Below are 26,780 nucleotides of genomic sequence, written 5' to 3' on the forward strand. Positions count from 1 at the left end.
GAGAAACCATCGCCATAAACGATATTTGAGTCAATTCACACAAAAACCTCTTCTAAACTTGTTGTTCAGAAGAGGTTTGTCTGCAGTCTGAAACCTCCTCTATAATGAGGAGGTCTAATCGATTTTATTCTCCTACACTAACTCCAACGTAACCATGCTTGTTAAGTCGATTTTTCTCTTTATACTGCCATTAAATAGGTGGATCGTACGATCGTCGGGTTCGATGCGATCGACGAAGCCGCAAAACTGTCGATGACCAAAAGGTGTACGGTAGACTAGAAGAATAGGGCTGTTGTTTTCGTATGCTTTTTGAATTCGATCGATTAGTTCGATGGTGTGTTCTAAGCTAAACATAGATGATGTGTGGTGATTTTGGAAAGTGCGTTGTACAGGATCCGAAACTTTATGTATGTTCATTTTTATCACACTCCAGAACAAATGTTCTTATTTATATCTTAATCATACCCGAATATTTGTTCGTGTCAAGGAGGTGAGAAAAATAAAAAAACCTTCTCTAGTCTAGAGAAGGTTTTCATTGGTCGGGATGACACGATTCGAACGTGCGACCCCCTGGTCCCAAACCAGGTGCTCTACCAAGCTGAGCCACATCCCGATATTCATATAAATCATTTTGGAGCAACATATAAAATCTTACCATCGTTACATTATCTAGTCAACACTTAAATATAAAAAATTGCTCATTTAGGGCAGATCAGTTATGATAAAATGGAATAAATTTGAGAATAAAATCTTTTGTTTATGAATGGTATAGCTTCTTTTCCAATCAGGATATATTTTTAAGGAAGGGGCTTTGACTGTGAAAACACACATTGAGATCGAAGTACGTCCTACTGAAATTGATGCCATGGGCCATGTAAATAATGCAAAATATCTGGAGTACATGGAGTGGAGTCGAGAAGACTGGTACAACAAAGTTGGATTGCCTTTTGATGTATTTACAGAGATGAACGTGGGAACGGTATCTGTAAATATTAACATCAACTATCGCAAAGAGGCAAAGTTAGGACAGCATCTTACGATATCCACAGAACCACTTCGGAAGGGAAAGACCAGTTTTGTACTGAAACATGAAATTTACAATCAAGATGGTGAGCTTGTTGCAGATGCGCAGGTTGTTTCTGTTACCATCGACTTAGGTACCAGAAAAAGCGTTCTACTTCCTGATGCACTACAAACTCACTTCCCTGAATGTTGTCAAGCTACATAATATCAAAAAACGATGATGCTTTAAGAGCGTCATCGTTTTTTGATTTAACTATTTTTCTTCATATCTCGAAGTTCTTCTAAGATCCCTTCGATTTCCATCATTGTAAGCTGCCCTTGTTTCTTTTGAATCAATTGATAGATTTCAAGGAGGTCCTCGAAATGAGGGAGTCGAAAGTCTTCTGGAGAGATGAGGGCTGCATTTACCAGTTTTAAGCTAGATTTGATTTCGTCTACAACCCAAATGAGATTTTCTTCGGATGGTATATGTCGATCCATTAGGAGAATACTTCCTTTCTAATTTAACTATTTCCCATCATTGTAACATGAGTAGAGGAGCTTGTCAGATGAACCAAGAGCCTTGTCTATATCCTGATCTCTATGTTCGTTTTTTATATGAATTTCACGAGACGAGAGATTACTTCGAGTGCCATGAATTACTAGAGGATTTGTGGATGGAAGAAGCGCGGGAGCCATTTTATCAGGGACTGCTTCAAATTGCAGTCGGGCTTTTTCATCATCGTAATGAAAACATAGGTGGCGCTCGAAAAATGTTTGATTTGGGGTTGCAAAAATTGGCTTATTATCCGAATCCTTGGATGGGAATTGATGTCCAGCAAACCCGTCAAGATGTATCTGCGGTGAAAGAAAAAATCGAGCAGGACTCATCCGTTTTGTTTAAACCGATTGAGATCGTCATATTGGATGAAGTTTTAAGAGAACTCGTTAATCAGTTAAAAACTAAGTGATTGTTTGATTAAAGCGAGGCTTTCTCTCGTTTTATGATAGGGCAAAAACAAAACTTCGGAATGGACAGGGGCGATGAGCGAATCTTTTAATCCGGTTTGCTCAGCATATTGCAAAGCCCGTGTCATATGGTAGTCATGTGTAATAATGACAATGTGATCGATCTGGGTGCCTGCTAGTAACTTTTTAGTATTCTCTAGATTTTGCTGCGTGTTTGAGGATTGATCTTCTAGCAAAATTCGTTCTTGCGGAACTTTTTTTTGTACCAGATACTCTTTCATGGCAAGTGCTTCCGTTACCCCTTCTTTCTCTAATCCACCGGAAACAATGAGATATTCTACTTTTTTATCATCGTATAGTTTTACTGCCATCTCTAAGCGCTCGACTAATGCGGGGCTTGGCTTCCCATTCCATAATGCGGCTCCTAGCACAACCCCAGCATCTGCGTGCGATGACTGGGTAGGGGTATCATCGTATTGAGATACCTTGAGATAGAAATAGCCTATGATGAGAAGGAGGAGCAGAATTAGGGATAGAGAGAATGTCAGGAGCCATTTTGTCGTATTCACATCTATTTCCTCCTAGGCTGGCTGTAGTAGGACATTAACTAAGTTGACATTGGGATTGAAACGGTGGATTAGGATGCGCAACAATAAATTTTCCGTTTTCCCGATTGAAATCGATGATGAGTCCATCCATCCAAGCACGCTCAGCAGGAATCCAAGTAAAGGGGATATCTTTTATTTTCATGGATTCGAAGTGAGGTAATATTTCTGTCAGGTCGATGGCAAAAGATGGAGTGCCGCAACCTGATGTATGCGACATGACGCGAAATGCGAGCGATTCGTCTGCATGTTCTTGATATAGAATATAAAGTAATTTTGCCGCGGCTAAGTCGGATATGTGAACTTTCATGTTGTAGACCTCCTATCGAAACCTTTAGATGAAATGATAGCAGAAAATGAAAGTAAGTGGAAATCCTACGTTGGTGCTGAGAATATGGTAAGATTAGGCTTGTAACCTTATTAAGGAGGAAATACATAATGGCACAAGAGCGTCAAGGAGCAATTACCTTTAAAGGGTGTTCTGTTACTCTAGTAGGACCTGAGGTGAAAGTGGGCGATCAAGCCCCAGATTTTACCGTGCTTGCAAATGATTTATCCCCAGTAACTCTCGCTAGTTCAGCTGGACAAGTTCGTCTGATCAGCGTGGTTCCTTCTGTAGACACAGGAGTATGTGATGCACAAACTCGTCGCTTCAATGAAGCAGCGGCTCAATTAGATAACGCTGTAATACTAACAGTGAGCATGGATCTTCCATTTGCTCAGAAGCGCTGGTGTGCGGCGGCTGGCATCGAACAAGTGCAAACAGTCTCTGACTATCGTGATGCTTCATTTGGTACTGCTTATGGCATGCTTATCAAGGAACTTCGCCTATTAGCACGTGGAGTTTTTGTAGTTGACCGCAATGATAAAGTAACCTATGTGGAGTATGTTCCAGAGGCTACAGATCATCCGAACTACGAAGCGGCTATCGAAGCGGCTAAAAAAGCTCTATTAGGCTAGGAAATGTTTGTAGAGAGAAGCTCAGTGTCTATTAGTAGATGCTGAGCTTTTTTGATTTGTTTTGGCGAAATAGTAGGAATAATATCTTTATTTATGTCTGCTTACCTGATATATTGTCTGTATATGGAAAAAGAGGTGAGTCGATGGAAGAGCAATTAAAAGAACTTACGATGATGGTGAGAGCCATCTATGATCAACAATTAATCATGAATGCTAAGATAGATGGGTTAGATAAGAGAGTTGGTAATATAGAAGATCGCTTGGACCGGATTGAAAGTAGGATGGATGGCTTAGAGCAACGAATGGACAAGCTTGAAAGCAAAGTAGACAACCTAGAACAACGAATGGACAGCCTAGAAGGCAAAGTAGACAAATTAGAACAGCGGATGGATCAATTTAATCACACAGTAGACAGCCTAAAACAAGGCACTCACAATCTTGAAGTGAAGGTAGATCAAGTGGCTGCCTTATTTGACCAAAAAGTGACCCGTATTGAGCAGGAAGGAATTGATACGCAGGAACGGCTCAAATACATTCGATCCGTTCTCGTTCGTCATGATGAGGAGATTCTGGCACTTGGTTTAAAACGATCGGTATAAGTACATTATACTTCGGTACCATGCTAAGTAGACTCACTACAAACCCCACTCATTCTATGGAGTTTGTAGGAGTTCCTTGGTGAAATACCATCCTCCATTTTCCGTCAAATTGCTTCCAAATGGAGCTGCGTAGCGTGTTCATCTCTCGGATTTCATCATGAATACGATACGTTACCATAACTACACCATCTGCTAATGGATGAAGTTGAAACTGGATAGGGGTTAGTTGTCTGGTGTCACGAGAGCCGACTGAATCATAATCCCTCCGTACCCATACATTGCCTGAACTTCCAAACTCAAAATAGGCATCAGATAGATACTCCGCATACAGCTCTTTCGTTGGTTTAAGCAATGTTGTTTCTAGCTCGAATAGGTAATTTTCTAAGGTTGCTAGATCTGGATTCTTCATTCGTAATAGCTCCTTTTGATAGTAGAGATTGGATAGTAAGGTACCCAAAGCGAACCATTGAACAGATAGCATTGTTAGATCGCTTTCTGATCGTCAACTTGATTATATAGCAAAAAAAACAATATTTATATATTGTAAAACGATAAATCATATAGTAAAATCATGTTGTCATTAGATAAGTGAGGTGTTTTAAATGATGGTTAAACGAGGTTCAACCACTTTCTTAAAGGTAATTATTTTTCTGATTGGAATTGGAATGCTTGCTCTGTGTATCTGGTTGCCTGAGGCAGCCGTTAGAGATGCAAGGGTACATCCAGATACGGCTTACTTCCTAATCCCCTTTTTAGTATGTGCATATGGATTCTGCATTTCGCTTTCGGTTGCTTTGTATCAAGCATATAAGCTATTAACCTACATCGAAAAAAGCCATGCTTTTTCTGAATCATCCCTTAACTCTTTGAAGATTATAAAGAAATGCGCTTTTACAGTCATTTTCCTCATTTTGTTAGGGCTAGTAAACTTAAAGGTGCTTTCTATCGTTACAGGTGATGATCCAGCAGGTCCTATATCATTAGGTTTAATGGGTATTTTCGTAATAAGTATCATCACAGCCATTATGGACGTACTTCAAAAGCCATTAAAAAACTTCCTTGAATTAAATACAGAAAATGATTGATATTTCGGTTAGTTTAATTAGTGAATCCCTAAGCTATACTTGAAATGAATCCATATTATAATAAAAAACAGCCTCTTTCGCATGGAGAGAGGCTGTTGCCATGAAATTTATTACAACTTACCTACACGTTCACTTCTGTACTAAGGATCTGACGAAGTACGGTTTGCAAGATACCACCGTTACGGTAATATTCCACATCTACTACGCTATCCAAACGTGCTTTTGCATCAAATTCGACAACAGAACCGTCTGCTTTGGTTACACGAACTTGCAAGGTTTGACCTGGTTCAACTTGATCGTTTAGACCAGGGATATCAATGATTTCTTCGCCTGTTAGATCGAGAGATTTCCAAGAGACACCGTTTGTGAACTCAAGAGGAAGTACACCCATACCTACCAAGTTACTACGATGGATCCGTTCGAAGCTTTCAGCGATTACAGCTTTGACTCCAAGTAGATTGGTGCCTTTTGCCGCCCAGTCACGTGAGCTACCTGTACCATACTCTTTACCAGCGAAGATCACGAGCGGAATACCCGCTTCTTGATACTTCATGGAAGCATCGTAGATCGAAGTTACTTGACCTGTAGGAATATGCTTTGTGATGCCACCTTCTGAGCCAGGAACCATTAGGTTACGTAGACGAATGTTAGCAAATGTTCCGCGGGTCATCACTTGATCGTTACCACGACGAGCGCCATAGGAGTTAAAGTCTTTTATATCCACGTTGTTCGCTTGCAAGAGTTGTCCAGCTGGGCTAGATGGCTTAATGTTACCTGCTGGTGAGATGTGGTCGGTTGTGACGGAATCTCCAAGTAGTGCAAGTACGCGAGCGCCTTGGATGTTTTGGATTGGGTCCACATCTGCAGAGAGATTTTGGAAGAATGGAGGCTCTTGGATATAGGTAGAGTCTGCATCCCAATCGTACAGGGTGCCTTCTGGAGCTGGGATTTGGTTCCAACGCTCATTGGCATCAAATACTTTGCCGTATTGCTCGATAAACTGCTCACGAGAGATTGCTTCGGACAGTACTTGGCTTACTTCTGCTGAAGATGGCCAGATATCTTTAAGGAAGACAGGCTTTCCGTCTTTACTGGTACCGATTGCTTCTGTAGCGAAATCGATGTCTACTGTGCCTGCCAATGCATAGGCAACTACAAGCGGAGGAGAAGCCAAGTAGTTTGCTTTTACAGATGGATGCACGCGACCTTCGAAGTTACGGTTTCCAGAGAGTACAGAAGCGACTGTCAAGTCATTTGATTCAATCGCTTGACCGATATGATCTTCTAACGGACCGGAGTTACCGATACAAGTCGCACAACCGTAGCCGGCAATATGGAAGCCAAGTGTTTCGAGGGATTCGAGTAGGTTGGACTTCATTAAGTAGTCGGTTACGACTTTTGAACCAGGTGTGAGTGAGCTTTTTACAAATGGTTTTACTTGAAGCCCAAGCTCTACAGCCTTTTTCGCTACTAAACCTGCACCAAGCATAACGCTAGGATTAGAGGTGTTGGTACAACTTGTAATGGCTGCGATTACCACGGAGCCAGTTGTCAGTTCAAATGATTCACCATTTGGAGCTGTTACACTAGCCTTTTTCGCGATTTGCTCGTCTGTGAGACCAAATCCACGATCTTCTACTGGTGTTTTCAAGATTTCGTTCCATGCTTGTTGCATGTTGGATAGCTCTACACGGTCTTGAGGACGCTTTGGACCAGATAAACTTGGCACGACTGTGCTGAGGTCTAGTTCAACCACGTCTGTGAAGATTGGATCTGGCGTTTCATCTGTACGGAACATGCCTTGAGCGGTGTAGTACTCTTTTACAAGCTGTACAAGCTCTTCATCACGGCCGGTGTTGCGTAGGTAGTTAAGGGTTTCTTCGTCGATTGGGAAGAAGCCCATCGTTGCGCCGTATTCAGGAGCCATGTTTGCTACAGTAGCACGGTCAGCCAAGCTGATGCTGGAGAGACCTGAACCATAGAACTCAACGAATTTGCCAACTACACCTTTTTTACGAAGCATTTCGGTTACGGTTAAAGCTAAGTCGGTTGCAGTTGCACCATCGGCTAACTTTCCTGTTAACTTGAAACCAATCACGTCTGGCATGAGGAAGTAGAGGGGTTGACCGAGCATACCTGCTTCCGCTTCGATTCCTCCAACACCCCAACCCAAGACACCAAGACCGTTAATCATCGTGGTATGAGAATCCGTACCTACTAGGGAGTCTGGGAAAGCGACGGTTTCACCATTTTCTTCACGAGTCGCCACTACTGTTGCTAAATACTCGAGGTTTACTTGGTGAACGATTCCGGTAGCGGGTGGTACAGCACGGAAGTTAGTGAAAGAGTCTTTTGCCCAACGAAGGAGACGGTAACGTTCTTCGTTTCGTTCAAACTCGAGTTTCATGTTGTATTCGAGTGAGTCGGCCGTACCTGCTTTGTCTACCATGACGGAGTGGTCGATAACAAGGTCAACTGGGATAAGTGGATTAATCCGTTCTGGGTTTCCACCTACACGTTCCATAGCAGAACGAAGGGCAGCCAGATCGACTACCGCAGGAACCCCTGTGAAGTCTTGTAATACGATTCGTGCTGGTTTAAAAGCGATTTCTTTATCTGAGGAAGCAGTATCCCAATTTGCAAGTTGTTCTACGTGTTCTTTGGTTACAGCTTTCCCATCATGTTGGCGTACAGCGGCTTCTAAAAGAACCTTGATGGAATAAGGAAGTTTGGAGATGTTTCCGATTCCTTGCTCTTCTAAAGTACCTAGTCGAAAGTAAGTAAAATCTTTTCCGTTTACGGTTAGTTTTGAACGAGATTGAAAGAGATCTGACATTGAAAAGCCTCCTTTATAAAATGCAATGACATAAGTAAATTTTGTTATTTGTTTCACCAGATGAAACGTCGTTTCTTTTTTCAGTACTCATTATACAACTAACGAAACGAAATTGTATAGTCTTTTATCTAGGGAGAATAAGAATATTTTTAGTCCTTTCCTAATCTCTACAGAAAGCAGTATAATAAAATGAAACATAGTTTCAAAATTGGAACACACATTTTATTATAGTCAATGTAGAGGGTCCATGGAACCAAGAGAAGGAAGGGACAGGGATGGAAGAGAAAAAGACCACAACCAGAGCGGCAGAGAGAGCGTTAGATATCCTCCTTTGTTTTGTGGGAAAACCAGAATTAGCGATGCGGGAGATTGTAGAGAAAACAGAATTAAGCAAGAGTACGGTCTTTCGTCTACTCGCTACTTTAGAAACAAAAGGTTTTGTCAAACGTGATGCTGATACAGAGAAGTACAGCTTAGGCTTCCGAATCTGGGAGTTAGCCAATCATATCAATCGTTCTGATGATCCTGCCATTTTGTTCCTTCCTGAGATGGAACGTCTCCGAGATGAGATTGACGAAACGGTTAGTTTATATGTAAGGGATGGCTTAGAGCGTGTACGAATCCAGGCGGTAGAAAGTCAGCAAGCGATTCGCCGAGTAGCCCCGATTGGTGCGCGTCTTCCTCTATCGGTAGGGGCATCTAGTAAAGTGATCGTAGCCTATACAGAAGGCGATTTATTAGGGAAAGTTCTCTCAGATCCCATGTGGCCTTCAGGAATTGACCGAGACTTATACATAAAGCAATTACAAGAAATTCGAACACAAGAATATGCGATTAGTATGGAAGAACGAGAGGCAGGTACATCGGCTGTCTCCGTGGCGATTCACAGTCGAGCAGGCAACCTTATCGCGGCCCTTGTCTTGTCCGGCCCGATCTCACGGATGAATGAGGAGCAGATGATTCAATATGTACCCCGTCTGGTGAAGGCGGCGGAGGAGATGGGAAAGCTTGTTTAGATAAATATATGTTTCAACATCATGGAAAAAATCATCATGAAGCGACTTTGCCTCATTTGAAGATCGCATCTATGAGAACCTAAAACGATTCATAGACGTTCTTTCTCGATTTGGATACAATAAATGAAGAAGGAGGGATACACATGTCACAAAACTTTTATTTTCAACAAATGCAGATGATGGTTCAACCGATGCGAGATGAGCTAACTCGAATTGGTGTAAAAGAACTACGCACCCCAGAAGAGGTGCAAGAAACATTCCAAGGTGAGGCAGCCAAAGGAACTTCTTTAGTGGTTGTAAACTCAGTGTGTGGTTGTGCAGCAGGACTTGCTCGTCCAGCAGTAGCAGAATCCTTAAAACATGAGAAAACCCCCGACCACCTGTATACGGTGTTCGCTGGTCAAGATAAAGAGGCAACGGCAGAAGCTCGTCAATATTTCGAGGGTCAACCACCTTCTTCACCTTCTTTTGTGATCTTAAAAGACGGTAAATTAGTACATATGGTTCATCGTCATGAGATCGAAGGCGTTTCGTTGGAAGAGATTGCAGCGAATCTAACAAATGCTTACAACAAATATTGCTAGTAAATAAGGAAAATCTCTTGTAGAGTTGAAAGATAACTTTACAAGAGATTTTTTGTGTTTATCAGATTAGATAGATCAATTTGTACTAAAAAACAATCTTTTTGGTATAATCAAAATGAATAAAAAATACATAAATGATCTCTTGGGAGGCAGTATATGAGAGTGAATCGATTGATTTCAGGAGCATTAGTAGCAAGTTTATTTGTTGCTGTCATAGGTTGTGGAAAGGAAGCGGCCAAGCCAGAGAAACCAAAAGAGGAGGCAGCTGTTCAACAGCCGGAAGACAGTGATCCAGTAGCGCTTCATGAACCCAAGGTGGAGAAGTTTCTAAACAAAGTAACAGAGGTAGACCTGTTTCAGTTATCGAAAGAAGAGCAAACTTTATATGATCAACTAAAACAGAAATTTGATTATGCCCAATTAAAAGGTGTTGATCCCATTACCCAAACCAAATTGCTCATTCACGCGCAAGGAATGGGAGATCACGGTTTGGAGTACGATCTATACCTACCCACCGCGGCCAAAGATGAGGTCCTATTTAAGGCCGACAAAGATAAAATGATCTCAGCACCTGCTACGCGTGAAGCTTATGTAAAAAAGAAAGCGGACCCGAAAGTGATGGAGAAAGCCAAGTCATTAAGCAAAGCAAAAATGAGAGCCGTCTATCACCGCGACTCGCTTCCGCCCATCATTCAAGTAGTCTATGAAGTGGCTGGACAGGATAAAGGGGATTACCTCGCTTTTCGAGAGTACGAGGGTATCTGGAGAATGGAATTTGATCAAAACACAGGCTTTAGCAATGATGCGGACGATGAGGATGGCATACAAAATTAATACATATAAAAATGACTTTAGTCTAAGTGGCTAAAGTCATTTTATGTATTAAAGCTCATAAAAGTTGTGCTAATCAGATAATTAATGCGGTATTATTCTGATGCGTAATATTCTCAAGCAATGAGAGGTACTCTTTCTGCAAAATAATATGAGAATGAGACAACGCTTTGCCAATCGGATGAGTCTCAAGTATTTGAGGGCGAGGCAACTGATGATCTAAGCATAATTGGATCGTCTCTTCTATTTGTTTCGAATCCATTAATTGAATAGACATGAACAAACGCAAATTGATATTAAATTTTTGTAAATCCCTTTTCACCGAGCGTATTTCTTGAAAGTCTATCATACCCTTCTTATGGTTTTTTCGATTAAATATAAGGTCAAAGCAGAGAGTAAATGAATTGAAGACAGGTGTGAATAACATATTCTCATGTATTTGTAAGTCATCTACTAAAATTTGTATGGTTAGTGGATAAGGGGTAGATTGGATCAAGGTATCAATGGAATCAGGATCATGTAGATAATCCGCACCGCTACATATAATTTCCTGGATCGAATGATTGAATGAAGCGTATGACTCGAAAGAAGGACGAACTTCCGTCTCCATTTCGCCAACGACTTTTGGTTTATCTAGGACTGAATGGTTTTCTAAAAAAGCAACGGTAGGAGAAAACAGGAACAGATTCACATGATTCATAGCCGTTGTGATGATGTCCGATTCTACCTTTTTAGCATCGAATAATTGGAGATTTGTGCTATTTACCATATGAATCTGTCCATTATTCTGTAAGATGACATAGTTGCTATCTATTTCTCGATAGGCAATGATTTTTTTGGGATTCCCTTTATTCCACACTATAAAACTCACCTCCTAGCACAAGAGTTCTTTACAATTATCAAACTTACACTACACAATTATTGATTGTAAAGAAAGGGATTCTCTGAATGAGATTCATAGATATAAATATGTAGCAATTTTTATTCAATTACAATCAATTTTGTATTAATATATAATAGAAGTTATTTTCAATCTTCAATAGTTACACTTATGGCTGATAATGAAGTATGAATAAGGCTAATCGAATGTTGGAAGGTGAGAATGGAAATGGATTTCTCTAATGTTGGAGAAAATATTAAACAATTACGAAAGACATTTGGTTTATCGCAAAAAGAGCTAGCTGAAGGGATTTGTACGCAAGCACAGATCAGCAAGATTGAAAATGGATCCATTTATCCTTTATCGACCACGTTATACTTAATCTCTCGTAAGTTAGGGGTTGATGTTAACTATTTTTTTGATATTTGTGAGACACCTCGACTTGACTATGCTCAAGAGGTGATTTTGTTAATTCAGGAATATAAAAGAAAGCGTGATTACGAGAAGATCTATCGCATTGTAAAAGCAGAAAAGACAAATCCCGTATTCCAAACGCTACGAAATAAACAATTTCTAGTTTGGCATGAGGGGATCTGTCTTTATTATTTGCAAAATAATAGTGAGGAATGTTTGAGCCTTTTAAAGCAATCCCTAGATATGACATTAAGTGCTATCGTTTCGTTACGAGAAATAGAAATCCTGAATAGTATCGGCATTATCTATTGTGAAGAGAAGAACTTTGTAGATGCGAATAAATACTTTAACAAAGCAATTAAGCATTATGAAGTGTTACCGTATAAAAATGATGCTTCGATTATTGTTCGTATCTGCTACAACTACGCAAAGAGTCTCACGATAACAGGTGAGTATGAAAAGTCGATTGATTTTTGTAATCGTGGCATCCGAATTTGCCGTTCTAATGAAACTCTCTATTCATTAGGCGAACTGATGTATCATATGGGCTTTAATTGGCTAAATCTGGGCCATCATATCAAAGCAATTCAATATATGAAAGAGTCCATTCAAATATTTGAGTTGCAACAAAATCAGCCATTTATTCATTATGTCGAGACGGAAATCGCTAAGATATCAGATCATCAAGATATGGAGCAAGGGTAGTACGTTACGATGAGAACCGCCGTAGTTCATTCTTACGGGGATAGTTTGCTTCGAGCTTGTGTGCGAAAGAAACTATCTCTCTTTTTCTATCTTCTAATTTTCTTACAAATATAATGTATTTTGTACAATCCGAATTATATTATTAGAGTTATTTTTTTTATGAGATAGTCTAGGAATTGATGTGAAATGGATACCTAAAGAGTATGGAACTCTTTCTATGTCAAATTCATGATTATTCATAGCATTCTATAATACTTTCTACAGGCACAAGTGCTTGAAAATAGAGAGAATGAGGTGACAATCTTGAAAAAAGTAAATTACCTTCTATCAATGGCAGTAGTCGCTGTGATTATGGGGACGCCAGTACTGTATACTCTTCCATTTCAACATTAATAAATGAGTAAGATTTAATCGGGATTCAATATATTTCTTTTGTAGTTACATGGGAATGCCGGCATGTAACTACATTTAGTAGCTAAGATACAGATGTAGTAAGAAAGTTGAACCATGAATAACCTATCTGAACACCAAGGAGACTATTCTGAGTATGGTTTTTGTTTTGAAATTAGTTGGATACTATTTGTTGTGCAACCTCTATTCATATGTGATGCACCGACTGGCTCATATTCCGAGTAAGAAAAATCCGCTTTTTATCATTCATAGGGAACATCATAAAAATAAATATGATGATGCAAAACCAAGCCTCCCTGACTGGCCTAATTATTTCTTATGGTTTGGCAATCTACATGCCACTTTAGACGTCTGGATTACCCTTACATTACCACACATTATTGTGATCTGGCTGGACCCGATTCCAGGGTTAGTATTGTTTGTGATCCACTATTTTTATGAGGTTTTCCTAGCTGCCACGGTATTAGATCATAATCCTCGTATTAAGGGTCCGATTACGAAATTCCTTGCTGTAGGCGAATATCATATGAACCATCATTACCATGTGAAAGGAAATTATGGTTTTTATATTACCTTCTGGGATTTTGTTTTTGGAACGGTTTATAGGAAGTCACAGCAACAGCAGCGTAGGAAGAACAGAGCATAGAGGTGATTAAGTACGTGATGTTCCAAGAAGGAAGCCGTTTTCCACTGACGCATCCTCAAAAGAGAATATGGTATATTGAAAAGCTTATTTCGGATTCTCCTCTGCACCATATTTGTGGTACAGCTGAATTAAAAGGAGAAATCAATCTATCTCATCTACAAGAAACGATTCTCCGTTTTTTGAGGAAACATGATTCATTCCGATTACACTTTTTCGAGGAAGATGAAGAGGTTTATCAAACTGTAAGTAATTTTACGCTCAATAAAATTGATTTTTTCGATTTTAGTCAGGATGAGGATCCGTCATTACGCCTTGATCAGTGGATCCGGCAAGAAATAGAAAAGCCGTTTTCAATGATAAGAAACGATTTGTTTTATTTAGCAATCTATCGAATGAGTGAATCATGCTATGGATTATTTGTGAAGGTTCATCATTTGATTTTCGATGGCTGGTCCATTCACATTTTGGCTAAGCAGATTTACGAAATGTATAAAGGGATCGAATCGGAGCACACAGCAGGATCCTATATCGATTACATTGCAAAGGAACAACAATATTTACAGTCTGAAAGACTGGTGAAGAATAAAGAGTTTTGGATGAAGAAGTTTGAAACATTGCCAGAGCTTCTTTTTGCTGAGAATCAAGGGTATGAAGGGAAGCGGAAATCGTTTATGATCGATCCCTCTCTTTCGGCGAAAATGAAAGCGGTAGCGGAGAAGGCTCAGTGTTCTCTTAACGAGTGGTACATTATGTTGTTGCAAGTCTACTTACATAAGATGGTAGGGCGACGAGATATTGTGATGGGTACACCGGTATATAACCGCTCAGGTAAGAGAGAGAAAGAGACGGTTGGCATGTTTACCAGTACGATGCCGCTCCGGTGTGAGATCGATGTGGATTCTTCTGTATCCGAATATCTGAAGACGGTGAAACGAGAGATTCGGCAAAGTTATATGCATCAAAAGTATCCGTATAATTTACTAGCGAATGATCTTCAGTTAAAGAAGCATGGCTATGATTCCTTATTTCAGCTTTCTGTGAATTACTACAATTTCCAAGCGAATAACCAATTGCTTGATCCTGAGGAGCTTTATAGTGGCCATCAGTTATTCCCTATGCAAATCGTAGTAAAGGATTGGTCTGAAGAAGGTAGTTTGCAACTAGACTTCGACTATAGGACAAGTATGTTTACGGATGAGTATATCGAGCAAATGAACAGTCGAATGTTATATCTGGCTGAGCAGATCTTACAAAATCCGGACGTGTCAATCGGGGATCTAACCTTGTTATCGGATGAGGAAACGAGGGAGCTTGTATACGACTTTAATCATACAGAGGCTGAGTATCCAAAAGATAAAACGGTGACGGAACTGTTTGAAGAACAAGTAAAGAGTACCCCGAATCGTATAGCAGTTTCTTGTCGGAATGAGTCTTTGACCTATGAAGAGTTAAATAGGAAAGCGAATCAATTGGCGCGTGTTTTAGTGGGGAGTGGGATTGGACGAGATAGCATCGTAGGGATTTTTGCAGATCACTCACTCCATCTTCCTGTAGCGATCTTAGGGATATTAAAAACAGGTGCCGCTTATGTGCCGATCGACGTGCAAACGGCTTCTGGCAGAATGGAAGAGATCTTACGAGATAGCGGAGCTTCTGCTCTCTTAACCAATCGGGAAGTGCTGAAAGATGTAGGCTTTATGGGAACTGTGATCAACTTCCAAGATGAACAATGGTATACGGGTGATTCATCCAATCTACAGGTGACATGTTCTCCAAATGATTTGGTCTACATGATTTATACATCTGGTTCGACGGGCAAACCCAAAGGTGTGATGATCGAGCATAGGGGCTTAGTGAACTATGTTTGGTGGGCACAAAAGATGTATGTGAAAGAGATTGATGATTCTTTTGCACTATATTCCTCGCTTGCTTTTGACTTAACAGTCACTTCTATTTTTACACCATTAATAGGTGGTAACCAAATTCGCGTTTACCCCGAAAATGATGAGAATTTCGTGCTTTACGATATCTTAGAAGACAACCAAGTATCGATCATCAAATTGACTCCAGCACATTTGTCTTTGTTGCAAGAGAAGACGTTTCCGCATTCAACGGTCAAGAGGCTGATTGTGGGAGGCGAGGAGTTAAAAGGGTCGCTTGCTCAGAGCATTCAAGATGTCTTTCATGGACAGATTGAGATTTTAAATGAATACGGCCCAACGGAGACGGTTGTCGGTTGTATGATTCATCGATTTGATCCTTCTACTGATACAGACGCTGCGGTTCCGATTGGGATTCCGGCGGATAATGTACAGATTTATCTGTTAGACGAAAGGCTAAAGCCTGTTCCCAAGGGCTGTATAGGAGAGATGTATATTTCTGGCGATGGTGTGGCCAGAGGGTACTGGAATCGCTCAGATTTAACGGATCAATGTTTTATTGATCAGCCATTTGGTGCAGGTAAGAAAATGTACAAGACAGGGGATCTAGCGAAGTTTCTAGATCGTGGCCTGATTGAGTACATCGGTCGAAAAGATCAGCAGGTGAAACTAAGAGGTTATCGGATTGAATTGACTGAGATTGAGTACCGCTTGATGAACCTTCCGTATGTGAAAGAAGCGGTGGTGATCGATCGGGTATCGAGTACAGGTCAAAAACAATTATATGCCTACCTTGTAAAAGCTGTGGATGGTGATATACCAGCGCTCGCCATCAAGCAAGACTTAGCCAACGTGCTACCTGCGTATATGATTCCTGCACACTTTCTCTTTATCGATCAGATTCCGTTGACGAAGAATGGAAAGATTAATCGTAACCAGTTGCCGATGGGGGAACTAAGTGTCATCGAGATAGACCCAGATCAAGTAGTCGGTGATCGGGAGGAACTTGTCCTTACGGTGCTTCAGGAGATTTTGCAAATGGATTCCGTCCACCTACATGATGACTTCTATCAATTAGGTGGCGACTCGATTAAAGCGATTCAGATTGCTTCAAAGCTAAAACAGGTGGGCTTGAAAGTTCGGGCAAAGGATATACTGGCTCATTCTGCGATTCATGAGATGGTGGCATGTGTAGAGCTGGACCAGAATGAGCAAAGGATCGAGCAGGGGGCTGTAGATGGAGAGATTCCTTTATCTCCTATCGCATCCTGGTTTTTCACACAATCGTTTCCAGAGGATCATCATTGGAATCAATCGGTTCTATTAAGTCTGAACGAGCAGGTCAAAGTAGATCAGATTGAGGCGGTCATGGATGTACTGATTAGGCAACATGATACGCTACGAATCAATGTGAACAGAGAGAATGGAACGATGTTTTACAATGCAGCTCATTTGAGTAGGCCATTTCAACTTACGAGAATCGATTTATCTCATCTCTCGTATGAAAGTCAGCAGTCAGAGATGGAACGACTCGGTCTTGAGCTGAAATCTACGATGAATCTGGAAGAGGATCTACTAATTGATGCGTGTGTTTTTGATTTAGGTGAGCAAGGGAAGCGATTATTACTTACTGCGCATCATCTCATTATGGATGCGGTATCGTGGAGAATCTTGCTGGGGGATATGGCTTCGCTACTGGAAAATCCGAATCGATTAGACGGGTTACTGCCGAAGACCCATTCGTATCAATACTGGGTAAACGAATTACATTCCTATGTGGCAAATCTGACAGAGGATGAGATTCAATACTGGAAGTCGATAGGGAAAAGAACATCAGGGTTCTCGTCGTCGGATGCTACTATGTCGGGAAATCAATTGCAGCAAGTGGCTCAGGTTCAAGAGAAGTTGAATGCAGAAGAGACAAAGGCGTTATTGACGAGTGCCAATGAAGCTTTTCGCACCGAACCAGTTGAGTTGTTGATTACATCGCTTGCACTAGCGATAAAGGAACATACGAATCAAAGTCGTGTTTGCATCGAGATGGAAGGGCATGGGCGTGAAGAGTTTACGCCTGGGCTTGATCTATCAAGGACGATTGGCTGGTTTACTAGTATGTATCCCGTTCTCCTGGAAGTGGGAGACGAAGAGTTTTCTGCACAGATGAAATCGATGAAGGAGCAGATACGCAAGGTTCCAAACAAAGGGCTTGATTATCTGATTCTCAAACATATGTCTAATCGTCTGCAGGATGGGAACGAACCATTAGTTCGCTTTAATTACTTAGGCGATTTTGATGCAACGGCTTATCCAAAATTCTTTACTTTTGCTAGTGAATCATCTGGATCTGAGACGGGTCAGGTGAATCATCTAACGGCTGTGATGGATATAACGGCCATGATTGTGAATCAGGAGCTACAGTTGTCTATTACGTATAACGAAAGCGAGTTCCACACCGAGACGATGGCCTCCTTTATGAAGCAATGGCTATCTCATTTGCAGGGGATTCTCAAGCAATGTTGTAATCAGGAGCAAACTCAGTTTACACCTTCGGACTTTGAAATGGTAAATCTAAGTCAGGAGGAATTAGATTTGCTGACTGGCATATAAACCTATACCGATATGAAAGGAATATTACATTGTCACTTAATGCTTACTACAATCAAGATATTGAAAAATTGGAGATGTATCAACGGTTAATTCAGTATTGGAGCATGATGTTTGATCGTGAAGAAAAAATTGATGTGTTGGATAATATGAACTTCAATAATCAGTTGTTTCCTGAGATTTTTACAATGAAAGAGATAGCTGATTTCCATCCGATCGAACCAGGATATACCTCGCCAGATGGTTATACGGAAATGCATGAGTTAATTCGCTCATTAGAGTATGCACGACTCGTCAAGCAAGAGCCGCATCGAGGGGAGATCGCGAAACAGCTGGCAAGTGGGGCGGGTATCGGCTGTGGGAATGGCTGTACCAATGTGATGAATGGGGTTATTAACTCGATTCTGAAGGTGAAGAGTGAAACGGATCAAGTAGAAACACCAGAAGTCATTCTGATTTTACCGAACTATACGGTGTATACGGCGCAATTATCTAATCTACATGGCAAAGTAAACCCAGTCTATGTATATACAAAACAAGGGAATAATTTCTTACCTACATGTGAAGAGATTCAAAGTGCGATTACACCCAATACAGTTGCAGTGGTGATTACATATCCGAATAACCCAGCACAGTCTACGTATGAGGGTGAAAATGTACAAGGATTAAAGAAAATCGTAAATATGTGCCAAGAAAATGAGATCTACTTAGTTGTGGATAACATTTATCAAGATTTAGTGTTTCCGCGTAACCGGCCATTTACTGAAGTTTTTAATCTGACGGATCGACTTGATTATGTGGTGAAAGTATATGGTTGCTCGAAGGATACGCCCTTTTACTCTGGTTATCGGACGGGTTACTGGTTCGGTGATCCTGCCTTAATGGATAAGTATAAATACGTCATTTCAGCGACGGAGAATAGTTTAAATACACAATCTCTCGTATATTTCACGCTTAATTTGTACTTCAAATATCTAGCATTAAATGAAGCTGAGCCATCTGTAGAGGATATGAAGTATTTTTCTCAAGGGATTTTTGGATGGGGACAAGCTGTGGATAAACAACAGCTTTTTGACACGATGAAATCGCTTGATTTATATCCGAAGTATTTGTCCAGATTGAAGCAATCGGATGATGTACAGGAAGATGCATTGAAGCAAATGATTCAATTTGTGGAGCAATCGCATGTGTTCTCCGATTATTCAAATCAAAATATTGGCAATGTATTCTTTATCAAGATCAATCCACAGTATACATTTCAGAATGATAATGAATTCTTCAAGTTTTTATTCCATGAAGCCAAAATCGGTGTGCTTCCTGGGAATGTGTTTGGCATGCAATCCACTCCAGATGATATCTGGTTTCGCATTACCTTGATTCACGATCCAGTGGATGAAATTATACGCCATTTGCGGAAGATTGAAGAGGCAGTGATTCATTCACACCAGTATGTATAGAGACAAGAAATTGAGAAGGGAGAACGTTCATGGCACAATCTGTGCAACCAAATAAAATAGAAGACATTCTTACGTTAACACCCACGCAAGAAGGCATTTTATATCACTGTTTAAAGGATTCTGTGCAACAAATGTATGTTGGACAAGTGGCACTAGAAGTAGCGGGTCAGCTTCATGTGCCCAATCTGGAAAAAGCGCTTCAGCTTGTCGTACAGGAAAATGAGTGCTTACGATCTGTTTTTAGATGGGAGAAGCTGGGTCATCCGGTACAGGTGATTCTACGTGAAATGAGTCATCACATTGTGGAGCATGATTTGACGGGCTTGCGCGAGCAGGAGCAGAAAGAGCGAATCGTTCAAATGGATGAGGAAGAGCGGAGCACAGGCTTCGACCTGACAAAGGGCCCGTTGCTTCGGATTTCGGCAAGTAAGGTGGGTACTGAGCAGTACCGTGTGCTGATTAGCTTCCACCATATTATGATGGATGGTTGGTCGCTTGGGGTATTTTTAAGCGAATGGTTTACCAGATACGGACAGCTCCAGTCCAATCAAGTGGAGAAGAAAGCACAGCCCAAGATCAAGTACAAAGAGTATGTGAAGTGGCTCAGGCAGCAAGAGACAAGTAAAGCCAAACAGTTTTGGAACCAAGCGCTACTAAGCTGGGAGCCGACCACGAAACTCCCGTATAAGCATGATAAAAATGAAGCGAATCTCCATATGAATTCGGTGGTGACATCTTTATCGGAGATCATGCCTGAGGTAAGCGATTTTTCGAAGAAATATGGTGTAACGCCTAATACGATTCTCAACGTAGCATGGGGCGTTATGTTGCAACGCTATAGTGGCAGTGACGATGTGACGTTTGGACTAACGGTATCGGGTCGACCTGATGAGGTACAAGGGATCGATCAAACTGTGGGTCTATTTATTAATACAGTTCCAGTACGGGTTGCGACTGAATCAGAGCAGACGGTTGCGGAGCTAATGAGTGCGGTGCACAAGCAAGCTGTCGAGATGAAAGAGTACGAGTACTTACCACTAACGGATATCCACTCAGCGGCCAAGCTTCGTGGGAATGAATCGCTCTTTGATCATATTTTAGTGTTTGAAAACTACCCGCTTGATCAGAAATTGCTCGAGGGTGCGTACCACGATTTCCACATTACGCAGTATTCGGAGTGGGAGCTAAATAACTATGATTTGACAGTAGCGTTTCTCTTAGCGGGAGAGCCGAAAATGAAATTTGATTACATGGACGGCTTATTTGATCGCCAGACGATGGAGCGGATGGCGGAACATTTCCAAGTGGTACTGAGACAAATGATCAGCCGACCGGATGAGCTGGTTCAGAACGTGGAGATCCTGCCGGAGTGGGAAAAGAAGCTAATGGTTTTCCAATTTAATCAGACGGAGCAAGCGTTTCCGCATGATAAAACGGTATATCAACTCTTTGCCGAGCAAGTAAAAGAGTCTCCTTCGATGAATGCAGTTGTGTTTCAAGATGAGAGCATCACTTATGAAGCGTTATTTGAACGGGTAGAGCGATTGGTAGGGAAACTTCAGAGCTATGGGATTGCACCAGGAAGTGTTGTTTCGATTCAGCTGGACTGGTCGATTGATATGGTGGTAGCGATCATGGGCGCACTGGGGACAGGTGCGGCGTATGTGCCGATTGATCCTCATTATCCAAGCGAGCGGATTGAGTACATCTTACAAGATAGTCGTTCGCAGTTATTGATCACATCAGCAGAGTTCCAAGGTGCTTCGAGTGAAATGATTTCCAATGTGATTGTGCTCGACGGTGAGGAGAATGAGGTTCCACATCAGGCAGAAGTTGAGTTAATGGATGTTACGTCTTCGCCAAACGATCTCGCTTATGTCATCTACACTTCAGGTTCAACGGGTCGTCCGAAAGGGGTCATGATTGAACAGGAATCATTCGTTGAGTTTGTTACATGGGCTGTAAAAGAATATGAGCATCGCTTAGGTTATCAAGTGTTGTTGTCCAATTCATTTGCCTTTGATAGCTCGATTCAGCAGATTTTCCCGCCACTTGTTTCGGGAGGCACGCTGCATTTGCTTCACCCTGATGTGAGAAAGGATGCTCGTCAATATCTGGATTATTTAAAACAGCATCGGATTAATAATATTGATGAGATTCCAGTGATTATGAACGTGTTGATTGAGCAGATTGATGAATCGGACGAGCTTCCTCTGTTGCCTGATTTAACTTGTCTTTCTTTAGGAAGCGAGTATGTGCCGATTGAGCTAGTGAAGAATTGTCGGACGTATTTAAACCGAGATGGACGAATTATTAACGGATACGGTCCGGCTGAAGCATCGGTGGAAACGTGTACCTATCACTTTGATGGGAACTCTGAGCATGAGATTTCACTGGTAGGTAAGCCGCGAGATAATACGCGTGTCTATATTTTAGATCAACATGGACGTATCTGTCCGATCGGCATTCCAGGGGAAATTTGTGTGAGTGGAGTGGGACTTGCGAGAGGATATCTGTATCAACCAGAGCTGACGAATGAGAAGTTTATTGCGAATGCGTTTAGCGGAATTTCGGGAGACCGACTCTATAAAACGGGCGATGCGGGCCGTTGGTTAGCGGACGGTAACGTGGAGTATGTAGGGAGAATCGATAATCAGGTTAAAATTCGCGGTTTCCGTGTGGAGCTGGGTGAGATTGAAAATGTGTTGCTGAAGCATCCGGAAATCAACGATGCAGTCGTGATCGCTCGTAAAAATGGCAGTAGTAGCATGGATGTATATGCCTTTTTGAAAGCAGAATCGAAGCTAGCAAAACAAGATGTGAATCAATTCTTGGCGGATAAGCTACCGGACTATATGATCCCAACGCACTACGAGTATGTGGATTCGTATCCACTCACGCCAAACGGCAAGGTGGATCGAAAAGCATTAGCTCAGGTGGAGGTTGCTGTATCGGCTGATGAGCAAGATGTGTCAAGTGCACGTCATGAGTTAGATGAACAGATCGTGGCGGTCTGGAAGGAAGTTTTAGGTCTCGAGAACGTGGGAATCTATACAAACTTCTTTGAAGCAGGCGGTAACTCGATTCAAATCATGCGAGTCTTCAATAAGTTGAAAAAGGTGATTCCGGATCTATCTTTGGAGATCAGCGACTTGTTTACGTACAATACGATCGCATCTTTGGCAGATTTTGTGAATCAATCGAATGAGGTAACGGTGGAGAAGGATCCTGCTTCCATCGTGGAGGAACGAGCGGAATTAGTTGAAGCAACGACTACGAGAGATATCGCGATTATCGGACTTAGTGCGAAGCTACCCGGTGCGGATGATGTGAACGAGTGGTGGGAACTATTACGTCAAGGAAAAAGCAGCATTCAGGAAATTCCCGAATCAAGAAAAAAGCTTGATCCAGGGCAAAATCCGGCGAAAGAGTACTTGCGTTATGGCTATATCGAAGGAATCGATCAGTTTGATCCGCAGTATTTTAACATCTCGCCTAAGCTAGCAAAAGATATGGATCCGAACCAACGAATGATGCTAGAGACTGTCAACTCTACGATTGAAGATGCTGGTTATCCGCGTGAGAGCTTGCTAAATCAAAACGTAGGTGTGTTTATGGGATCGGTGATGCCGAGCTACATGAACCATGTGGATGTCAAAGTGGATGAGCTGTTAGCAAGTAATCTACCAGCTAATCTAGCGGGTCGGGTCTCCTATCATTTCGGACTAAATGGTCCTTCGATGGTGATTGATACGGCATGCTCTTCCTCTCTAGTCGCTCTTCATTCAGCGATGAATGCATTGCGCTACGGAGAATGTGAGATGGCACTAGTAGGCGGCGTTCATATCGAGATTGACCATATTCGCAAAGAGATCGCGATGGGATCGGGGATTGTATCGCCGACGGAGACATGCCGGGCGTTTTCGGACGATGCGGATGGAACGATCGGTGGCGAGGGAAGTATCTGCATCTTGATCAAGCCACTTGAAAAGGCGGTAGCAGATCAGGATCACATCTACGGAGTGATTAAAGGAAGCGCGGTTGTCCAAGACGGAGCCAGATCCAATGGAATGACAGCCCCAAGCCCTGATGCGCAAGCAGAGACGATCGTTCGCGCATGGCAAGATGCGAAGATTGATCCAACGACGATTTCCTATATCGAAGCACATGGTACAGGGACGAAGTTGGGTGATCCGATCGAAGTGAAGGGGATTCGGAAAGCATATGAATCCTATACCGATCAAAAGCAATTTATCGCCATGGGCTCTGTGAAGACGAATATGGGCCATTTGGATAGTGCAGCAGGTCTAGCAGGTCTAGTGAAAACAGTATTAAGTTTGCAACATGGCATGCTTCCGCCGTCCCTTCATTTTGCGAAGCCAAATGCGTTTATCGACTTTGCAAACTCTCCTGTTTATATCAATCAAAGCCTTCAAACATGGGAGAAAGCGGAAGGACATCCACGAAGAGCAGGGATTAGTTCATTTGGATTAAGCGGAACGAATGTGCATGTGGTAGTGGAGGAGTATGAGCAACAGCCAACGGTTTTGGGTCAGGCACATCTAATCACGCTATCCGCTCCGAATGAGAAGGTATTACAGGAAAAAATAAGCGATCTACAGCGTGATCTATCGAGAGATCGAGAGCTTGAACTAGCGGATATGAGCTACACCTTAAATTGCCGTCGAAACCATGATTCCTATCGTTTTTCAACGGTTGTAAGGGATAAAGAAGGGTTATCTAAGGCATTGGAAGAGATGCAGGTCATGGCTAGGAAGCTTGTCAAACGTTCGAAGAAGGTCGTGCTATGGATTCCAGACTATGAACTGGGCATGGAAAACTTATTGGATCACCTAAGCCAAACGGGCTGGATCGATGAATCCATGACGAGCAAACATCAGCAGCTCTTAGAAAACTTGCAAGATCCGAAAGCGAAATATGTAGCGTTTGTATCGAGTCTCTATCATCTACTAGCTAAGGTAGGAATCGAAGTAGAGTTAGAGGGAGAAGGCATAGGAGTAGTAGCTAGAGAGTTCATTCTAGGAACAAGTTCGTTTGCCGATGCGATGAAAGGTGCAGGGGTATCGGGAGTTGTGAGCGAGAAGAGTCTGGCTATGTTGGAACTTGTGTCCAAATACGGCGAAGATACTCTGGTTTTATCGGTAGGCAATCCTTCTACTAGCAATTTTTCAGCGATTAATTCTGGTGTAGAAGTACTTGATTTGTTTACTCCTGAACAGAAAGAGCAAGATTTCTTATCAGTCCTATCGCATCTGTACCAAACAGGCTACAACCTTTCATTTGAAGCGATTCAACAGGGAAGAACGGTCTCTCTCCCAACCTACCCGTTTCAACGAAAATCGTACTGGTTTGAGCAGAAGAAACAAAAGGGTGGATCGTCTCTATTCAACCAAGATCATACAGAGTCTATCAAGGTAAATGAAGAATTGATGCATCATCTGGAGTGGACGGTATCTGAATTACCGTCGAATCTTTCACCACGTGGTCTAAAGGGTGCTGTCTTAATCATCACGGATCTGGATAGTGGAACTAATCATAGTGCGTTAGTAGAGAAGTTTACAGATCATGGACACCGCGTGATTCAGCTTCAGTATGGTAGGCAATACCGAAGTGTCGCTGTTGATCAAATGGAGATTAATCCGCGAGAAGAAGAGCATTTTACGAGAGTGATGAAGGAATTACAAGAGTCAGGGGTTTCGATTGGAGCCGTGATGGACCTATCTCATCTCCAATCTATCTCTCTAGCAAATGGATCTCTGTGGGACGATGAGCAGTTGGACGCTTCGATCCATTCCACTTTAAACCTAGTACAAAGCATCGCGACCCTAGCTTCGAACCATCCTGTTTACACCTTCTTTATCACGCAACAAGCATTTGTGGTGGGATCGAATGACCACTATGTAAATCCGCTACATAGTTCTACCCTTGCTTTAAGTAGAACGATGAACCGGGAATACGATCAAATTCAATCGTATTGTATCGATGTGAATGAGAGCTCTTCCGATACGATGGCTCAAATGATCTATGAGGAAGTATCGAAGAATAACGTGATTCGGGAAGTGGCGTACCGAGGTGGAAAGCGATATACGAAAACGCTAAAAAGACTGCCAATCGAATCGATGCCAAAGCGGGAGATGTTCAGAGAAAGCGGAGTCTATCTCGTAACAGGCGGAACAGGCGGGATTGCACAAGAGATTTGCCAGTCTATCACCAAGAGACATAGCGTAACGATGATCCTCGTGGGACGAACGAGTGAGCAGGACTTGAGTAGCCAGCAAACCGAAGCGATGGATGCGATTCGCGGGCTAGGTTCAGAAGTGGTCTACTACCAAGCAGATGTAGCTAGTTTGGTTGAGATGAACAAAGTGTTGGATGATGTAACAGCGCGATTTGGCAAAGTGGATGGGGTGATCCATACAGCGGGTGTGTTAGGGAAGCCTGTTTCCTTGCAAGATTCGAAGATGGAAGATTATACAGCCGTGATGGAAGCAAAAGTGAAGGGGACGCTTGTTCTGGATCAGTTGCTAAAAGAGCATTACGTCGATTTCTTCCTCGTATTCTCCTCCGTGGATGCGGTTCTTTCGGAAAAAATGATTGCTCCGTATGCTTGTGCCAATGCATTTCTAGACAGCTATACATCCTTGCAACGCCAAATGGGGAAACGGTTTATCTCGATCCAATGGGGTGGATGGCAAAACACAGGGATGGGCGATGTGCAGAGAGCGAAAGAGAATCATTCGTCTGTGGATAAAATTAAGCGATTATCGCCGCTCATTCTTGGATTTGGTCGAAATGATGGGGTAGCTGCGTTCCATGCAGTATTGGGTGCCAATGTAAGCCCTGCTTTTGTAAGTGGTTTAAACCAAGAAGATATCGAGGAAATTCGTGGACTCTCCTTCTTTGAAATCGATTCACAGTTAATAGAGACGAAGCCAGAAACATCACAGGCCCAAGCTTCTTGGACACTCGATCAGATTGTAGAAGCTGTTACCAAAACCTGGAGAGAGATTCTCGAGTTTGAAGAAGACGAAGAACTGGATCCTGATGAGAGCTACTTCTCACTGGGCGGGGATTCGATTCAAGGGATCGATATCATGGTTGAGTTATCGAACTTGTTTAGCTTGAAAATGGATGCGGATACGATCTTCCGTTTCGACAGTGTACAAGCACTCAGTCAGCATATTTTCGAATCCCTTCAAAAGCCGAAAACAGCTCAAAAAGTCAGATCGATCCCTAAAGCAAAGCCGATTCAATAAGGAAGTTTAGAAAGGTGGT

At 42.0% G+C, this 26,780-nt stretch carries 20 protein-coding genes and 1 tRNA gene; 13 read left to right on the forward strand and 8 right to left on the reverse strand.

Annotation, left to right across the window (positions count from 1 at the left end):
- Window positions 1-132: 132 nt before the first annotated feature.
- Both EDD57_RS07820 and EDD57_RS07825 read right to left on the reverse strand, forming a co-directional pair.
- Window positions 133-417 carry a YolD-like family protein gene (locus EDD57_RS07820; RefSeq protein ID WP_131848902.1) on the reverse strand — a complete coding sequence of 95 codons (285 nt, stop codon included), beginning with the start codon at window positions 415-417 and terminating at the stop codon, window positions 133-135.
- A 119-nt stretch (window positions 418-536) separates the two neighbouring features.
- Window positions 537-613, reverse strand: a tRNA-Pro gene (locus tag EDD57_RS07825).
- Window positions 614-817: 204 nt separating this feature from the next.
- On the opposite strand from EDD57_RS07825, the gene EDD57_RS07830 reads away from it, so the two are divergent.
- Entirely contained in the window at window positions 818-1,228 is a 411-nt protein-coding gene (locus EDD57_RS07830) for an acyl-CoA thioesterase (RefSeq protein ID WP_131848903.1), read from the forward strand.
- A gap of 44 nt (window positions 1,229-1,272) precedes the next feature.
- Here EDD57_RS07830 and EDD57_RS07835 read toward each other — a convergent pair whose 3' ends face one another.
- Complete coding sequence (locus EDD57_RS07835) at window positions 1,273-1,503, reverse strand: DUF1128 family protein (RefSeq protein ID WP_131848904.1); 231 nt, start codon at window positions 1,501-1,503, stop codon at window positions 1,273-1,275.
- Between the two features lie 68 nt (window positions 1,504-1,571).
- Between EDD57_RS07835 and EDD57_RS07840 the strand changes: the two genes are divergently transcribed.
- A complete protein-coding gene (locus EDD57_RS07840) occupies window positions 1,572-1,973 on the forward strand; it encodes a DUF309 domain-containing protein (protein WP_131848905.1) in 402 nt (133 codons plus the stop codon).
- Here EDD57_RS07840 and EDD57_RS07845 read toward each other — a convergent pair.
- Together EDD57_RS07845 and EDD57_RS07850 are read right to left on the reverse strand one after the other, a co-directional pair.
- Window positions 1,959-2,540: a YdcF family protein gene (locus EDD57_RS07845; RefSeq protein WP_165873714.1), complete on the reverse strand. Its 582-nt coding sequence runs from the start codon at window positions 2,538-2,540 to the stop codon at window positions 1,959-1,961. The genes EDD57_RS07840 and EDD57_RS07845 overlap by 15 nt on opposite strands.
- 34 nt (window positions 2,541-2,574) lie before the next feature.
- Window positions 2,575-2,886 (reverse strand): hypothetical protein, encoded by a 312-nt coding sequence (locus EDD57_RS07850; protein ID WP_131848907.1) that lies wholly within the window; start codon window positions 2,884-2,886, stop codon window positions 2,575-2,577.
- Window positions 2,887-3,014: 128 nt separating this feature from the next.
- Here EDD57_RS07850 and tpx point away from each other — a divergent pair, with 128 nt between their 5' ends.
- Together tpx and EDD57_RS07860 are read left to right on the forward strand one after the other, a co-directional pair.
- On the forward strand, window positions 3,015-3,536 hold the full coding sequence (gene tpx, locus EDD57_RS07855) for a thiol peroxidase (RefSeq protein WP_131848908.1): 522 nt from the start codon (window positions 3,015-3,017) through the stop codon (window positions 3,534-3,536).
- A gap of 143 nt (window positions 3,537-3,679) precedes the next feature.
- Window positions 3,680-4,135, forward strand: a complete 456-nt coding sequence (locus EDD57_RS07860; protein WP_131848909.1) for a coiled-coil domain-containing protein — start codon at window positions 3,680-3,682, stop codon at window positions 4,133-4,135.
- A gap of 49 nt (window positions 4,136-4,184) precedes the next feature.
- Here EDD57_RS07860 and EDD57_RS07865 read toward each other — a convergent pair whose 3' ends face one another.
- A complete protein-coding gene (locus EDD57_RS07865; protein WP_131848910.1) occupies window positions 4,185-4,544 on the reverse strand; it encodes a nuclear transport factor 2 family protein in 360 nt (119 codons plus the stop codon).
- 193 nt (window positions 4,545-4,737) lie between these two features.
- On the opposite strand from EDD57_RS07865, the gene EDD57_RS07870 reads away from it, so the two are divergent.
- A complete protein-coding gene (locus tag EDD57_RS07870) occupies window positions 4,738-5,220 on the forward strand; it encodes a DUF2975 domain-containing protein (protein WP_131848911.1) in 483 nt (160 codons plus the stop codon).
- Window positions 5,221-5,341: 121 nt separating this feature from the next.
- Here EDD57_RS07870 and acnA read toward each other — a convergent pair whose 3' ends face one another.
- A complete protein-coding gene (gene acnA, locus EDD57_RS07875) occupies window positions 5,342-8,056 on the reverse strand; it encodes an aconitate hydratase AcnA (protein ID WP_131848912.1) in 2,715 nt (904 codons plus the stop codon).
- A gap of 275 nt (window positions 8,057-8,331) precedes the next feature.
- Here acnA and EDD57_RS07885 point away from each other — a divergent pair, with 275 nt between their 5' ends.
- From EDD57_RS07885 to EDD57_RS07895, 3 genes are all read left to right on the forward strand, one after another.
- Window positions 8,332-9,072 carry an IclR family transcriptional regulator gene (locus tag EDD57_RS07885; RefSeq protein WP_131848913.1) on the forward strand — a complete coding sequence of 247 codons (741 nt, stop codon included), beginning with the start codon at window positions 8,332-8,334 and terminating at the stop codon, window positions 9,070-9,072.
- 143 nt (window positions 9,073-9,215) lie between these two features.
- Window positions 9,216-9,656 carry a BrxA/BrxB family bacilliredoxin gene (locus EDD57_RS07890; protein ID WP_131848914.1) on the forward strand — a complete coding sequence of 147 codons (441 nt, stop codon included), beginning with the start codon at window positions 9,216-9,218 and terminating at the stop codon, window positions 9,654-9,656.
- A 156-nt stretch (window positions 9,657-9,812) separates the two neighbouring features.
- Window positions 9,813-10,490 (forward strand): hypothetical protein, encoded by a 678-nt coding sequence (locus tag EDD57_RS07895; protein WP_131848915.1) that lies wholly within the window; start codon window positions 9,813-9,815, stop codon window positions 10,488-10,490.
- Window positions 10,491-10,563: 73 nt separating this feature from the next.
- On the opposite strand, the gene EDD57_RS07900 is transcribed toward EDD57_RS07895, so the two are convergent.
- Complete coding sequence (locus EDD57_RS07900; protein ID WP_131848916.1) at window positions 10,564-11,346, reverse strand: hypothetical protein; 783 nt, start codon at window positions 11,344-11,346, stop codon at window positions 10,564-10,566.
- Between the two features lie 249 nt (window positions 11,347-11,595).
- Between EDD57_RS07900 and EDD57_RS07905 the strand changes: the two genes are divergently transcribed.
- From EDD57_RS07905 to EDD57_RS07925, 5 genes are all read left to right on the forward strand, one after another.
- Window positions 11,596-12,486, forward strand: a complete 891-nt coding sequence (locus EDD57_RS07905; RefSeq protein WP_243649492.1) for a helix-turn-helix domain-containing protein — start codon at window positions 11,596-11,598, stop codon at window positions 12,484-12,486.
- 547 nt (window positions 12,487-13,033) lie between these two features.
- On the forward strand, window positions 13,034-13,543 hold the full coding sequence (locus EDD57_RS07910) for a sterol desaturase family protein (protein ID WP_131848917.1): 510 nt from the start codon (window positions 13,034-13,036) through the stop codon (window positions 13,541-13,543).
- A gap of 17 nt (window positions 13,544-13,560) precedes the next feature.
- On the forward strand, window positions 13,561-18,030 hold the full coding sequence (locus tag EDD57_RS07915; protein ID WP_243649493.1) for an amino acid adenylation domain-containing protein: 4,470 nt from the start codon (window positions 13,561-13,563) through the stop codon (window positions 18,028-18,030).
- Window positions 18,031-18,059: 29 nt separating this feature from the next.
- Window positions 18,060-19,484 (forward strand): aminotransferase class I/II-fold pyridoxal phosphate-dependent enzyme, encoded by a 1,425-nt coding sequence (locus EDD57_RS07920; RefSeq protein WP_131848919.1) that lies wholly within the window; start codon window positions 18,060-18,062, stop codon window positions 19,482-19,484.
- Window positions 19,485-19,513: 29 nt separating this feature from the next.
- Window positions 19,514-26,761 carry a hybrid non-ribosomal peptide synthetase/type I polyketide synthase gene (locus EDD57_RS07925; protein WP_131848920.1) on the forward strand — a complete coding sequence of 2,416 codons (7,248 nt, stop codon included), beginning with the start codon at window positions 19,514-19,516 and terminating at the stop codon, window positions 26,759-26,761.
- The last annotated feature ends 19 nt before the right edge of the window (window positions 26,762-26,780 follow it).

This window comes from Baia soyae, from assembly GCF_004341445.1.
Taxonomy (GTDB): domain Bacteria; phylum Bacillota; class Bacilli; order Thermoactinomycetales; family Thermoactinomycetaceae; genus Baia; species Baia soyae.